This window comes from Rhizobium sp. Root1212 (assembly GCF_001424985.1).
GTDB lineage: Bacteria > Pseudomonadota > Alphaproteobacteria > Rhizobiales > Rhizobiaceae > Pararhizobium.
On sequence record NZ_LMDA01000023.1, the window covers coordinates 337,612 to 350,826 of the forward strand.

Here is a 13,215-nt window from a genome sequence, read left to right on the forward strand (position 1 = left end):
AGACATGATGAGCAAGGTAGACCTCGATATTTCCAATCTTCCCGATACCACCGTTTCCGTCCGTGAGGTTTTCGGCATCGATACCGATCTGCGCGTTCCGGCCTATTCCAAGGCCGATGCCTACGTGCCGGATCTCGACCCGGACTACCTCTTTGACCGCGAAACCACGCTCGCCATTCTCGCCGGCTTTGCCCATAACCGCCGCGTCATGGTCTCCGGCTATCACGGCACCGGCAAGTCCACCCATATCGAGCAGGTTGCTGCCCGGCTGAACTGGCCGTGCGTGCGCGTCAACCTCGACAGCCACGTCAGCCGTATCGATCTCGTCGGCAAGGATGCGATCGTCGTCAAGGACGGCATGCAGGTCACCGAGTTCAAGGACGGCATCCTGCCCTGGGCCTACCAGCACAACGTCGCCCTCGTCTTCGACGAATACGACGCCGGCCGCCCGGACGTGATGTTCGTCATCCAGCGCGTACTGGAATCGTCCGGCCGCCTGACCCTACTCGACCAGAGCCGCGTCATCCGTCCTCACCCGGCCTTCCGCCTGTTTGCGACCGCAAACACCGTCGGCCTCGGCGATACCACCGGCCTCTACCACGGCACGCAGCAGATCAACCAGGCGCAGATGGACCGCTGGTCGATCGTCACCACGCTGAACTACCTGCCGCACGACAACGAAGTCGATATCGTCGCCGCCAAGGTCAAGGGCTTTACGCAGGCGCGCGGCCGCGAGACGGTGTCGAAGATGGTGCGCGTCGCCGATCTGACCCGCGCCTCGTTCATCAACGGCGATCTGTCGACCGTCATGAGCCCGCGCACGGTCATCACCTGGGCGGAAAACGCCTATATCTTCGGTGATATCGCCTTTGCCTTCCGCGTCACCTTCCTCAACAAGTGCGACGAACTCGAGCGTGCGCTCGTGGCCGAACACTACCAGCGCGCCTTCGGTGTCGAGCTGAAGGAAAGTGCCGCCAATATCGTGCTCGAAGCCACGGCTTGATCCATGGCGGGGCGGGGCGATAATTCGAAACCCAGGCCGACCGGAACCGTCGATGTCGAACCGTTCCGCCGGGCTCTGACGGGCTGCGTCCGCGCCATCGCGGGCGATGCCGAGGTCGAGGTGGTGTTTGCCAACGAGCGCCCCGGCCTCGCTGGCGAGCGCGTGCGCCTGCCGGAAATCTCCAAGCGCCCGACGCGCCACGAGCTTGCGGTCACCCGCGGGCTCGGCGACGCCATGGCGCTGCGCAAGGCCTGCCATGACGGCCGTATCCACGCGACCATGTCGCCGCAGGGGGCGGACGCCCGCACCATCTTCGATGCGGTCGAGCAGGCGCGTGTCGAGGCGATCGGTGCGATCCGCATGGAAGGCGTTGCCGAAAACCTCACCTCGATGCTCGAGGAGAAATATTCGAAGTCGAACTTCGGCGCGATCGACCGTCAGGCCGATGCCCCGCTGGCCGAGGCATTGTCGCTTCTCGTGCGCGAAAAGCTGACGGGCCGCCCGGCGCCGAAGAGCGCCGGCAAGGTCGTCGATCTCTGGCGGGATTTCATCGAGGAAAAGACTGCCGGCGATTTTGAAAACCTGTCCTCCGTCGTCACCGACCAGCAGGCCTTCAGCCGCGTCGTGCGCGACATGCTGACGGCGATGGATGTCGCCGAGAAATACGGCGACGACGAGACCGAGCCGGACGACGAACAGACCCAGCCCGACGAAGACCAGCCGCGCAGCCAGGAGCAGGACGAAAACAGCTCCGACGAGGATGCCGGCGACGAAGCTGCCCCCGCCGAGGAAAACCAGGCTGCCGAAGAGCAGATGGAAGAGGGCGAGATGGACGGCGCCGAAATCTCCGAGGACGAAATGTCCGACGACGGAGAGGACGACAGCGAGACCCCCGGCGAGGTCAAGCGTCCGGCAACGCCCTTCGACGATTTCAACGAGAAGGTCGATTACGCCGTCTTCACCGAAGAGTTCGACGAGACCATCGCGTCTGAAGAACTCTGCGACGAAGCCGAACTCGACCGGCTGCGCGCCTTCCTCGACAAGCAGCTCGCCCATCTCCAAGGCGCGGTCGGACGCTTGGCGAACCGCCTGCAGCGCCGCCTGATGGCCCAGCAGAACCGCTCCTGGGAATTCGATCTCGAAGAGGGTTATCTCGATTCGGCGCGGCTGACGCGCATGATCATCGACCCCATGCAGCCGCTCTCCTTCAAGCGCGAGAAGGATACCAACTTCCGCGATACGGTGGTGACGCTGCTGATCGACAATTCCGGCTCGATGCGCGGCCGGCCGATCACAGTCGCCGCCACCTGCGCCGATATTCTGGCGCGCACGCTGGAGCGCTGCGGCGTCAAGGTCGAAATCCTCGGTTTCACCACCAAGGCGTGGAAGGGCGGTCTGTCGCGTGAAAAGTGGCTGGCCAGCGGCAAGCCGCAGGCACCGGGCCGCCTCAACGACCTGCGCCACATCATCTACAAATCGGCCGATGCGCCGTGGCGTCGTGCCCGCCGCAATCTCGGGCTGATGATGCGCGAAGGGCTGCTCAAGGAAAACATCGACGGCGAGGCGCTGATCTGGGCGCATAACCGCCTGCTCGGCCGCCCCGAACAGCGCCGTATCCTGATGATGATTTCCGACGGCGCTCCGGTCGACGATTCGACGCTGTCAGTGAACCCCGGCAACTATCTGGAACGGCACCTGCGCGCCGTCATCGAACAGATCGAGACGCGCTCGCCGGTCGAGCTGCTGGCCATCGGCATCGGCCACGACGTGACGCGTTACTACCGCCGCGCCGTCACCATCGTCGATGCGGATGAACTGGCCGGCGCCATGACCGAGCAGCTTGCCTCGCTCTTCGACGACGAAAGCACCCGCCGCCGCTCGGCCGGCGCCATGCGCCGCAGGGCCTGATGAGGTTTCCCTTCTCCCCGCATGCGGGGAGAAGGTGGCGCGCAGCGCCGGATGAGGGGGCTTTCCCGCGAATTCGGAACTAGCCGCTTCACCCCCCTCTCTCAGCTATGCTGACATCTCCCCCTCAAGGGGGGAGATCGGGAGCAAGAGGCCAACCCCAGCCAATCTCCCGCCTTGAGGGGGAGATGCCCGACAGGGCAGAGGGGGGTGAGGCTGCAGGCGCCGTATTGAAGATTTTCCCCCAGAAGGATGTTCCCGTGAGAGCACCGTCGCTTGCCTTTATCGCCGCGCTGCTCCTGTCGGCCACGTCCTTCGCCCAGTCGCTCCCGCCGCAGGAGCCCATTCCGGTCAAGGCCAGCCAGATCGAGAATTTCAAGATCAGCTCGGACCAGAAAATCTTCGGCAAGCTGGAATTCATCGGCGGCATCGAGATGTCGTCCTCCAACGCCCTTCTCGGCGCCGTCTCCGGCATCCGCTTCCGCCCGGATGGTCGTTCGTTCGTTGCCGTGATGGATACCGGCCATTGGCTGGAAGGCCGTATCGAGCGCGACGCAAAGGGTCGTCTCTCCGGCATCAGCGACCTGATCGGCACCTCGATGATGGATAGCAAAGGCCGTGCCGAGCAGGTCAAGAACCGCATGGATGCCGAAAGCCTCGCCTTCCGCGACGGCGAGGTGCTGGTGAGCTATGAGGGCTATCACCGGGTCGATGCCTATCCCGATCCCGGCTTCGCGCAGTCGAAGCCGTTGCGCAGCATTCCCTTCTTGATCCCGGTCGCTGGCCTGAAGAGCAACCGTTCCTTCGAAACGCTCGCTGTCGCCCCGAAATCGAGCCCGCTTGCCGGCGCGCCAGTGGTCATCGCCGAGGCGAGCTTCGACAAGAGCAACCACCTCTACGCCGCCGTGCTGGACGGTCCACGCAAGGGCCTGTTCGGCGTGGCGGAGAACGATCCCTTCGCGGTGACGGACGGCGCCTTCCTGCCCAATGGCGACCTGCTCATCCTGGAGCGGCGTTTCGGCTTCGCGCAGGGCATCGGCATGGAAATCCGCCGCATCCCCGGCGACAGCATCAAGCCCGGCGCGGTCGTCGATGGCGAGGTGCTGCTGCAGGCGGATATGGGCTATCAGATCGATAATATGGAAGGTATGGACGTCATCGTCATGCCCGATGGCGATATCCGCATCATCATCGTCTCGGACGACAACCACTCGATTCTCGAACGGAACCTGATGCTGGAGTTCCGGCTGCTGCAGTAGCCTCGGTTTTCCCTTCTCCCCAGCGGGGAGAAGGTGGTGCGTAGCGCCCGGATGAGGGGGGCTGCTCGCGAGCCCTGAGTATGCCGCACCACCCCTCATCTGCCCTTCGGGCATCTTCTCCCCGTGGGGGAGAAGGGGGAAGGTGCCTCACCCCTGCGCCGAAGCCTTCAGCCCCGGCATCGGCTTGATTACGCTCATCAGTGCCCCATAGGGCAGGAGCATCACCAGTCCGACGATGATCTTGACGCTGAGATCGCCCAGCGCCCAGGAAATCCACCGCGGCGCTTCCGTCGACAGCAGGCCGAGGATCGGCGCATTCTCCAGCGCGAAGCCGTCGTTCGGTCCGAAGAACACGAAGAACGGCGCAAAGGCGAAGGAGAAGAAAATCGCGGTATCGAGGAACGAGCCGACCAGCGAGCCGATCAACGGCGCCCGCCACCAGCTTTGCCGGCGCAGGCGGTTGAACACCGAGATATCGAGGAACTGGCCGAGCAGGAAGGCCGAGCCCGAGGCTATCGCGATGCGCGGGGTCGCAAGGAAAATCGAGAAGCCGATCGCCACGACGAAGCCGGCAATGACCACGCGGCGCGCAACCGAGGGGCCGAACTGGCGGTTGGTGAGGTCGGTCACGAGAAAGGCTATAGGATAGCTGAAGGCGCCCCAGGTCAGGAGATCGCCGAGCTGCATGCCGGCGATGCTGCCGGGAAGCGGATACTGGACGAGGACGTTGGAGGCGATGACCACGAGGGTCATCATCGCGACATAAAGTGCAAACGTGCGTGCTTGAAGCATTTTTTTATCCTGGGGTATGCCACCAGTTGGAGGAACGGTCGCCTGCGGCCGGGGCCGAAGACGGATGAATTGGTCACACGAAAAAGGCTCGCCTTGAGAAAGGCAAGCCTTTTTTCTTAAAACCGAAAGGGCCGATTACGCGGCTTCTGCGGTCTTCTTGACGATCTGGCGGCGCAGCAGACGAGCGCGCATGGACAGGTCGTTTTCCGAGGACTTCAGAAGGAAGGCATCGAGGCCGCCACGGTGTTCGACGGAGCGCAGGGCCGCAGCCGAAACGCGCAGACGATAACGCTGGCCGAGCGCGTCGGAAATCAGCGTGACGTTGCACAGGTTCGGGAGGAACCGACGCTTGGTCTTGTTGTTGGCGTGGCTGACATTGTTGCCCGACTGGACGCCCTTGCCGGTCAATTCGCAACTACGGGACATTGTGCACCTATTTTCTTTTCGCCGTCGTACAATGCGTTTGCGGGCCTAGAGCCCAGGCCGCATTCCCACTGGCCATGATTGGAAAGTTGCGGTTCTATAGTCAGAGAAGGTTGGCACGTCAAGCCATTTTGGGAAATCGCTCGGGAATAGGCCGCATATGCCGCGTTTTCCCAGTAAATTCCTTCTCGTGGATGGCCGTTGTAACCTTCCGGAACTTTCCTTTTCAAGCGCCTGCGTTAAGAATCCCGGAAGAAGCCGCCAAAAGCGCAGAAAAGCCGCAAACCCGCCCTAGCTCAAAGGGCTGGCCTGGCGTTTGAATGAAGGAATAAGGAATGATCCGGCAGCGTTGTGCAGCCTTGTTTGCAGCCGTGGCGCTGATGTTGTCCACAGGAAGCGCATCCGCGGCCGAGGTTCAGCACCAGACAGACTACAGCATTTCCCTTGCCGGCCTGCCGATCGCCAAGGCCTCGTTCCGCACGGAACTGGATGCCAACCGCTATCGCATCTCCGGCACGCTGAAATCCGCCGGCATCGCCGATATCCTCTCCAGCACTTCCGGCCAGACCTCGGTATCCGGCACGGTCGGTCGCGACCGGCTGAATGCCTCGGAATACACGATGAACTACAGGAGCGGCAAAAAGGGCCGCGCCATCGACGTGCAGTTCTCGAACGGCGACGTCACCTCCGCCACCATGACGCCGGCCCGCCGCATCCCGAAGAACTGGGTGCCGGTGACCAAGGCCGACATGCGCAATGTCGTCGATCCGCTGTCCGGCCTGATCTTTCCCGCCAAAACCCGCGTTTGCCCGAAGACGCTGCCGATCTTCGACGGCGAATCGCGACTGGACCTGAAGCTTTCCGCAAAGGGCACGCGCCCCTTCAAGACCGATGGCTTCAAGGGCGACGTCATCGTCTGCGGCGTCAAGTTCGTGCCGAAGGCCGGCTATCGCAAGGGCCGCGAGGATGTCGAATACCTGCGCAAGCTCGAATCGATGGAAATCTGGTTTGCCATGGCCGAAACGGTGAATGTATATGCTCCCGTCTATGTCCGGATACCCACGAGCCTGGGACCGGTCACCGTATGGGCCACGCGGTTCGGGGGATGAGGGGAGGCCCTGGAAGGCACCCCTGCAAAATCGGCAACAGCACCTCCCTATGAGAGGCGCCGTTCATCACCGAAAGAGCGCCATCACGTTTTCCGAATTGGAATTGGCGATGTGAAGGGCTTGAATTCCCAGTTGCTGCTGGGTTTCGAGGGCCTTCAGACGAGTCGATTCCTCGTTCATGTCGGCATCCACGAGGCGGCCTATACCCTTGTCTATGGTATAGGTGAGCGTTGTGACGAACTCCGCCTGCATATCGATGCGCGTTTGAAGCGAGCCCAGCGTGGCGCCGGCATTGGTCAGCTTCGAGAGCATGCCCTCGATACCGTCGATGTAGCTGTCGATGCTTCTTGTTCCCGTCGTGATATCGACGTCGAGTATGTCGAAATCCGGAAGATTTCCCAAGCTGTCGGACGCAGGGCCGATTCCAAGGGATGTCTTGCTTCCCGATGCCTTTTCAATCGTCTCATCCATCTCATAACGGATGTATCCGCCGGCATTGGTGGCGATTATTCCGACATTCTGGGCCTGAAGCGCTGTATTCAGAAGCAGCACCAGATCATCGGCCGATGTCACGTCTCCGGTCGTGGTTCCCAATGTCTGGTTCACCATGGCCTGGTCTATTTTGAGGACCGTCGTCGAGCCGTTCGCTTTCACGGGGATCAATAGCTCGATAGTGCTGTGAACATTGAAAGGCTCATCCCAGTAGCTGACGACAACCGGGCGACTTCCGTAGTCCGTGCCGGTATCGGAAAGCCCACCTGTTTTACCATCTGCAAGGGTAGACGAAACATTGAGAACCTGAATCGAGGAACCCGTAAGTCCCGATGTCTCTTTTGACAGCAGGGCGTACCCATCGACCGTTCCGGCGCGGGTGGCAAATTGCGCGCCCAAGGGAATAATCGCTTCCCGCATGAGCCAGGCGAATTGGTCGCGTGACCAGATCACCCCATTTAGTGTCGGATAGACCTGATCCATGAGCGATCTGTTCAGCGTCACGCTCACGAAGCTTCCACTACCGGGCGCGGTCGTGTTGGAAGGATCGTCTGCGTCGAGCACCATGTCGAAGGTTATGGCGGTGGAATCGTCGGTAAAGACAAGCGGTCCATCGAATGTGAAACTCTGGAGAGCCCCTCCGCCATAAGTAAACGTGTCCGTGTTGCGCAACCGGCCGATCGTACCGGGGCTGCGATTATCCTTCTGAAGGATTCCCCCGCCCGTCGCGTTGAAAAGAGAGACTGTCGATAGGTCGATGTCGGTCGTCCCCAGACTGATGCGGCCATCGGAGCCTCGAACGAAGGAAGAAACCAGGGACTTTGTGTTCAATGCCGCATCGTAGATGTCGGCGATATCGGTCTTGAGCCAATTTTCACCGGAAAAGCTCGCGGAAGCCGAAATCGAGAGAAGCTGATCCTTGAATTGATCAAGCTCCTTCTGCACCTTTTGTTTGTCGACGCCGGGCTCGCTGGCCGCAACGAGCTTCGCCTTGAACTCGTTCATGACGTCGATCGCGGAGGAGATGCCGGAATAGGCTGTGTCGATCTTCGCGGCTCCCAGTCCCAGCGTATCCGAAACGGCCGCATTCGCCTTGTTATCCGAGCGCATGGTCGTCGCGATCGACCAATAGGCCGCATTGTCGGAAGAGTTCCGAACACGAAGGCCCGTCGAGACCCGACCTTGCGTAGTCTCCATATTGGAGCTGATCGAGCGAAGCGTTTGGAGCGCAGAAGCAGCCCCCGCATTCGTGAGAATGCTGGTCATATTAGAACACCATAAAATTGATGAAATACCCGTCATGGGCGAAAAGGTTGCAGCCATTGAGCGGGAAAAGTGGATAATAAAATGTTAATGAGAGTGATATTATGAAGCAAAAACAGTATTTTAGATCTTTCTTTCTGAGGTAAAAGCAACTATCTTGTCTATCGACGCGCAGGATATCCGTGGGGAATGACGTGAACTTCAAGGCAACGCTGATCGGCTTTTCGGCCATTCTCATGTGGTCGCTTCTGGCGCTGTTTACGGCCGCCTCCGGCACGATGCCGCCCTTTCAGCTCAGCGCCATCTGCTTTGCTATCGGCAGCCTGCCGGGCATCGTCGTGCTCGCTCTGAAGCCGGAGCGGCTGGCGCTGTTGAAACAGCCGGCCAAGGTCTGGATCGTCGGCATTGCCGGCCTGTTCGGCTATCATTTCCTGTATTTCACGGCGCTTCGAAATGCGCCGGCCGTCGAGGCCGGGCTGATCGCCTATCTCTGGCCCCTGCTGATCGTCGTCGGCTCGGCGCTGCTGCCGGGTGAGCGGCTGCGCTGGTATCACGTGCTGGGCGCGCTTTGCGGCCTGTGCGGCACGGTCCTGATCGTCGCCCGCAATGGCGTCCAGTTCGATGAAGCCTATACGATGGGTTATGGCGCGGCCTTGGCCTGCGCCTTCACATGGTCGGCCTATTCGCTGCTCAGCCGCCGCTTTGACGCGGTTTCGACCGATGTCGTCACCGCCTTCTGCCTCGCGACCTCGATTCTTTCCTTCCTCTGCCATCTCGGGCTGGAGCAGACCGTCTGGCCGGAAACCGCAACGCAATGGCTCGCCATCGCCGGCCTTGGCCTGCTGCCGGTGGGGGCTGCCTTCTATGCCTGGGATTATGGGGTCAAGAACGGCGATATCCAGCTTCTCGGCGTGGCAAGCTATGCCGCGCCGGTGCTGTCCACGCTCATCCTCGTGCTGTTCGGCTTTGCCGAGCCGTCGTGGCGCATCGCGCTCGCCTGCCTGTTCGTCACCGGCGGCGCGGTTCTTGCCGCCCGCGATGTGATCTTCCGCAAGCGCACCCCGCCGCAACCGGCCGAGTGAGCCTCAGAAATTGTCCTTGCGCTTGCGGATTTCGGCAAAGACCTCCGCATCCGACGCATTTTGAAGCCCGAGATGCCTGCGGATCGCCGGGTCCGCGGCGCGCAGGAAGGGATTGGTGCGTTTTTCCAGCGCAAGCGTCGTCGGCGCGGTAAATTCGCCCTTGGCGCGCTTGGCCTCGATCTCGGCCGCGCGTTTGGCAAGCTCGGCATTGTCGGGATCGACAGTTACGGCGAAGCGGGCATTGGATAACGTGTACTCGTGACCGAAATAGACGGTGGTCTCGTCCGGCAACGCCATCAGCTTCGACAGCGACGCCCACATATCGGCCGCCGTGCCCTCGAAAAGCCGGCCGCAGCCGAGCGCAAACAGCGTATCGGCGGCAAACAGCAGCTTGTCGTCCGGCAGGTAAAAACAGATATGCCCCGCCGTGTGGCCGGGCGTCTCGATCACCTCGAGCCGGTGGCCGGCAAAATCGAAACTCCCGCCGCCGGCAATGGTCATGTCGATGCCGGGAATTTTCGAGGCTTCCCCCGCCGGTCCGATGATCGTGCAGCCGAACCGCGTCTTCAGCGCCAGATTGGCATCGACATGGTCCGGGTGGTGATGGGTGGTGAGGATGTGCGTCAGCGTCCAGCCGCGCCGGGCGAGCGCGCCGAGGATCGCCTGTTCCTCCGGCGCATCGATCGAGGCCGTCGCGCCGCTTTTCGGATCGTGAAGGAGCACGCCGAAATTATCGGTGCGGCAGGGGAAGAGTTCGACGTCGAGCGCGGTCATGGCCTTGGGTCCCGATCAGCAGTATAGCGCGGAATGTAGCGGCATGCGGCTTGAAGTCCAGCCGTAGCATTCTAACATGAGTGCCATGCACGCCGATATCGTCGATCTCCGCCAGTTCTATCATTCGCCGCTCGGGCGGTTTGCCGAGCAGTCCATTGCCATGGCGCTGTCGTCGGTGTGGGCGCGGCTGCCGGAAGAGCGGCTGGTCGGTCTCGGCTATACGATTCCCTATCTCGACCGCTTCCGCACTGACACCGAGCGCACCTTCGCCTTCATGCCGGCGGGGCAGGGGGCGGTGAACTGGCCGGTCTCGGAGCTTTCCTCCACCGCGCTGGTCTTCGACGAAGAACTGCCGCTGCCTGATTCCTCCATCGATCGTGTTCTGATGGTGCATTCGCTGGAATTTGCCGAAAACCCGCGCGAGACGATGAAGGAGCTTTGGCGGGTGCTCGCCCCCGGCGGCCGCCTCGTCATTGTCGTGCCGAACCGGCGCGGCGTCTGGGCGCGCATGGAGCACACGCCGTTCGGCTCCGGCCGTCCCTATTCACGCGGGCAGCTGACCTCGCTGCTGCGCGAAACCAATTTCACCCCCGGCGCCACCGCCGAGGCGTTGTTCTTCCCGCCATCGAAGCACAAGACGGTGCTGAACCTGCGCAGCGGCTTCGAAAAGATCGGTCGCTCCCTCTGGCCGGTCTTTTCCGGCGTCATCATCGTCGAGGCGCAGAAGCGGCTCTATCAGGGCCTGCCCGTCGCCGCCCGCGCCTCGCGCCGTGTCTTCGTGCCGGTGCTGGCGCCGCATGGCGTTCCGACCACCCGCGAAAGCGTGCCGCGCCGGCGCTAAGACCGAGATCGTTCCCTCTCCCCGCCTGCGGGGAGAGGGTTAGGGTGAGGGGCAAAACTTTCATCCTTGAGTGTGCCGTGGCATTGCCCCTCATCCGCCCTATCGGGCACCTTCTCCCCGCCTGCGGGGAGAAGGGATATGCCGCGCCTTCCGCGTCCTACTTCCTCGAAACCCTCGACAAGACCGCCCCGGCTCGCTATTGCCAGAGCCTTGTTTCAACCGTCCTTGAAAGCCTGATCCCATGACGACGACAAACGCGCCTGCGCCACGCCCCGGTATTCTCGATATCGCCGCTTACGTGCCGGGCAAGGAGCATGCTCCGGGCGTCGCCAAGGTCTTCAAGCTCTCCTCCAACGAGACCCCGCTCGGCGCAAGCCCCAAGGCCATCGAAGCCTTCCAGAAGGCCGCCGCCAGCCTCGAGCGCTACCCGGACGGCCAGGCCACCGAACTGCGCGAAGCCATCGCCGCCACCTACGGCCTCAATACCGCCAACCTGATCTGCGGCAACGGTTCGGACGAGCTGCTGGGCCTACTCTGCCACGTCTATCTCGGCACTGGTGACGAGGGCATCATCACCGAGCATGGCTTCCTCGTCTACAAGATCCAGATCATGGCCGCCGGCGCCACCCCGGTCGTCGTCAAGGAAAAGGATTGCCGCGTCGATGTCGACGCCATCCTCGCCGCGGTGACGGAAAAGACCAGGATCGTCTTCATCGCCAACCCGGCAAACCCGACCGGCACCTATCTCCCGGTCGACGAAGTCCGCCGCCTGCAGGCCGGCCTGCCGAAGCACGTCATCCTCGTGCTCGATGCCGCCTACGCCGAATATGTCCGCCGCAACGATTACGAGACCGGCATCGAACTCGTCTCGTCGAACCAGAACGTGGTGATGACCCGCACCTTCTCGAAGATCTACGGTCTTGCAGCGCTGCGCATCGGCTGGATGTATGCGCCGCTTGCGATCGTCGATGCGCTGAACCGCGTGCGCGGCCCCTTCAACATGAACTCGGCCGCCATTGCCGCCGGTGCCGCCGCCATGCGCGATCAGGCCTTCGCCGCGACCGCCGTCGAGCACAACAGCGAATGGCTCGGCCGCGTCACCGGCGCGCTCTCGTCCCTCGGCCTCAAGGTCACGCCGTCGGTCACCAATTTCGTCCTCATCCACTTCCCCGACATCGACGGCAAGCGTGCGCCGGACGCTGACGAATTCCTGACGAGCCGCGGCTACATCCTGCGCGCCGTGCGCGGCTACGGCTTCCCCAACGCGCTGCGCATGACCATCGGCTCGGAACAAGCCAATGAGGGCGTGATCGCCGCGCTGACCGAATTCATGGACCGCTGATCATGGCCCGGCAATTCGAAACCATCGCGCTGATCGGTATCGGCCTCATCGGGTCTTCCATCGCCCGTGAGATCAAGGACAAGGGCCTTGCCGGCACCGTCGTCGTCTCAACCCGCAGCCCAGAGACGCTGAAGCGCGCCGAAGAACTCGGCCTCGGAGACCGCTATACCCTCAGCGCCGCCGAGGCGGTGAAGGATGCCGATCTGGTGATTGTCTCCGTCCCGGTCGGTGCCTCCGGCGCGGTTGCGGCCGAAATCGCGCCGCATCTGAAACAACGTGCCATCGTCACCGATGTCGGCTCGACCAAGGGCTCGGTCATCGCTCAAATGGCGCCCCACATGCCGGCGCACGTCCATTTCATCCCTGGTCATCCCATCGCCGGCACGGAATATTCCGGCCCGGATGCCGGTTTCATCGGCCTGTTCAAGGGCCGCTGGTGCATCCTCACGCCACTGCCGGAGACGGATGCAGACGCGAAGGCGAAACTGCGCCATTTCTGGGAAACGCTGGGCTCCATGGTCGATGACATGGACCCGGAGCATCATGACAAGGTGCTGGCGATCGTTTCGCATCTGCCGCACATCATCGCCTACAATATCGTCGGCACAGCCGACGATCTGGAGACGGTGACCGAATCGGAAGTCATCAAATATTCGGCTTCAGGTTTCCGCGATTTCACCCGCCTTGCGGCCTCGGACCCGACCATGTGGCGCGACGTCTGCCTGCACAACAAGGATGCGATCCTGGAAATGCTGGCACGCTTTTCGGAAGATCTCGCCTATCTGCAGCGGGCGATCCGCTGGGGCGATGGCGACAAGCTGTTCGATCTCTTCACCCGCACCCGCGCCGTCCGCCGCTCGATCATCCAGGCCGGCCAGGATACCGACATGGTCGATTTCGGCCGCCACGCCATGGACAAGAAGTAACCGG

The 13,215-nt window shown here is 62.2% G+C and carries 12 protein-coding genes and 1 pseudogene; 8 read left to right on the forward strand and 5 right to left on the reverse strand.

The window, feature by feature from the left end; translation table 11 throughout:
- The first annotated feature begins 7 nt into the window (after nucleotides 1-7).
- From cobS to ASC86_RS19665, 3 genes are all read left to right on the forward strand, one after another.
- A complete protein-coding gene (cobS, locus tag ASC86_RS19655) occupies nucleotides 8-1,003 on the forward strand; it encodes a cobaltochelatase subunit CobS (protein WP_056325076.1) in 996 nt (331 codons plus the stop codon).
- A 3-nt stretch (nucleotides 1,004-1,006) separates the two neighbouring features.
- Nucleotides 1,007-2,911 (forward strand): cobaltochelatase subunit CobT, encoded by a 1,905-nt coding sequence (cobT, locus tag ASC86_RS19660; RefSeq protein WP_056325079.1) that lies wholly within the window; start codon nucleotides 1,007-1,009, stop codon nucleotides 2,909-2,911.
- A gap of 281 nt (nucleotides 2,912-3,192) precedes the next feature.
- On the forward strand, nucleotides 3,193-4,167 hold the full coding sequence (locus ASC86_RS19665) for an esterase-like activity of phytase family protein (protein WP_056325229.1): 975 nt from the start codon (nucleotides 3,193-3,195) through the stop codon (nucleotides 4,165-4,167).
- Nucleotides 4,168-4,314: 147 nt separating this feature from the next.
- On the opposite strand, the gene ASC86_RS19670 is transcribed toward ASC86_RS19665, so the two are convergent.
- Nucleotides 4,315-4,959, reverse strand: coding sequence for a VUT family protein (locus ASC86_RS19670; RefSeq protein WP_056325082.1), 645 nt, complete (start codon nucleotides 4,957-4,959; stop codon nucleotides 4,315-4,317).
- A 135-nt stretch (nucleotides 4,960-5,094) separates the two neighbouring features.
- Entirely contained in the window at nucleotides 5,095-5,385 is a 291-nt protein-coding gene (rpmB, locus tag ASC86_RS19675; protein WP_056325084.1) for a 50S ribosomal protein L28, read from the reverse strand.
- 332 nt (nucleotides 5,386-5,717) lie between these two features.
- Between rpmB and ASC86_RS19680 the strand changes: the two genes are divergently transcribed.
- Entirely contained in the window at nucleotides 5,718-6,491 is a 774-nt protein-coding gene (locus tag ASC86_RS19680; protein WP_056325093.1) for a DUF3108 domain-containing protein, read from the forward strand.
- A 66-nt stretch (nucleotides 6,492-6,557) separates the two neighbouring features.
- Here ASC86_RS19680 and ASC86_RS27065 read toward each other — a convergent pair whose 3' ends face one another.
- Entirely contained in the window at nucleotides 6,558-7,550 is a 993-nt protein-coding gene (locus tag ASC86_RS27065) for a flagellin (RefSeq protein WP_348270774.1), read from the reverse strand.
- A gap of 75 nt (nucleotides 7,551-7,625) precedes the next feature.
- A pseudogene (locus ASC86_RS27070) lies at nucleotides 7,626-8,249 on the reverse strand (hypothetical protein); the annotation flags it as partial.
- A gap of 191 nt (nucleotides 8,250-8,440) precedes the next feature.
- Between ASC86_RS27070 and ASC86_RS19690 the strand changes: the two are divergent.
- Complete coding sequence (locus tag ASC86_RS19690; RefSeq protein WP_056325098.1) at nucleotides 8,441-9,328, forward strand: EamA family transporter; 888 nt, start codon at nucleotides 8,441-8,443, stop codon at nucleotides 9,326-9,328.
- Between the two features lie 3 nt (nucleotides 9,329-9,331).
- Here ASC86_RS19690 and gloB read toward each other — a convergent pair whose 3' ends face one another.
- Complete coding sequence (gloB, locus tag ASC86_RS19695; RefSeq protein ID WP_056325100.1) at nucleotides 9,332-10,102, reverse strand: hydroxyacylglutathione hydrolase; 771 nt, start codon at nucleotides 10,100-10,102, stop codon at nucleotides 9,332-9,334.
- Between the two features lie 85 nt (nucleotides 10,103-10,187).
- Here gloB and ASC86_RS19700 point away from each other — a divergent pair, with 85 nt between their 5' ends.
- The 3 genes from ASC86_RS19700 to ASC86_RS19715 all read left to right on the forward strand — a co-directional run bounded on the left by ASC86_RS19700 (nucleotide 10,188) and on the right by ASC86_RS19715 (nucleotide 13,211).
- The gene (locus ASC86_RS19700) at nucleotides 10,188-10,943 is read left to right on the forward strand and encodes a class I SAM-dependent methyltransferase (RefSeq protein WP_056325103.1); all 756 of its coding nucleotides are present in this window, start codon (nucleotides 10,188-10,190) and stop codon (nucleotides 10,941-10,943) included.
- Nucleotides 10,944-11,184: 241 nt separating this feature from the next.
- Nucleotides 11,185-12,285 (forward strand): histidinol-phosphate transaminase, encoded by a 1,101-nt coding sequence (hisC, locus tag ASC86_RS19710; protein WP_056325108.1) that lies wholly within the window; start codon nucleotides 11,185-11,187, stop codon nucleotides 12,283-12,285.
- Nucleotides 12,285-13,211 carry a prephenate/arogenate dehydrogenase family protein gene (locus ASC86_RS19715; RefSeq protein ID WP_156387122.1) on the forward strand — a complete coding sequence of 309 codons (927 nt, stop codon included), beginning with the start codon at nucleotides 12,285-12,287 and terminating at the stop codon, nucleotides 13,209-13,211. Before hisC ends, ASC86_RS19715 begins: the two co-directional genes overlap by 1 nt.
- Nucleotides 13,212-13,215: the final 4 nt, after the last annotated feature.